This is a genomic window from Mesorhizobium sp. P3_A9, from assembly GCF_056402975.1.
In genome coordinates, this window is the sequence record NZ_JBFUGJ010000770.1 from 1 (window position 1) to 750 (window position 750).

Genomic DNA, 750 nt, shown 5'->3' on the forward strand with positions numbered 1-750 from the left:
CAAGAATGCCGATCGACATCCAGACGGCGGCACAACCGAGGATAAGATTGCCGACGCTGGTGTTGAACAATGGCATCAGGTAGAGCGGGCTCGAAAGGTAGACTAGGAAGGCGACGATGAAGGGCAGCGCGCCGATGATGGCGGCCGACGCCTTCGCCTCCATGGACAGCGCCTGGACCTTGGCCTTCATCTTCTTGCGGTCACGAAGCACGCGCGAGAGGTTGCCCAGCGCCTCGGASAGATTGCCGCCGGCCTGMGACTGGATCTGGATGACGATGCCGAAGAAACTYGCCTCGGTGCACGGCATGGTTTCGGSCATGCGCAAGGTSGCATCGGGGATCGACAGGCCCATCTGCTGCGAATCGACAATGCGGCGAAACTCGGTCTTCACCGGCTCGGGGGATTCGTTGGCGATCAGGCGTATGGCATCATTCAGCGGCAGGCCGGACTTGACCGCGCGTACGATGATGTCGAGGGCGTTTGGAAATTCGTTGAGGAATGCCTTGACCCGTCGCGTGCGGCGAAACGAGACGAACCAGCGCGGCAGGCCGAGCGCGCCGGCCAACAGCACGCCTGGCACGACAAGCAGCGGCGCCCCGGCCACGAAGGCGACCACCGCCAGCGCGATCCCACATATAGCGGAATAGATGTAGAAACGTTCGATCGAAACCTTCATGCCGGCCTGGCGAAGCTGGGCTTTCAGTGGCGGCTTCTTGACCGCGTTGTCCTTGGTTTTCTGCTTCTCGTCGA

At 61.6% G+C, this 750-nt stretch carries 1 protein-coding gene; it reads right to left on the reverse strand.

The genetic code is table 11. The features are described 5' to 3' along the window. On the reverse strand, positions 1-750 hold a 750-nt coding region (locus AC1DX0_RS36655; RefSeq protein WP_477359496.1), incomplete at both ends, for a type II secretion system F family protein.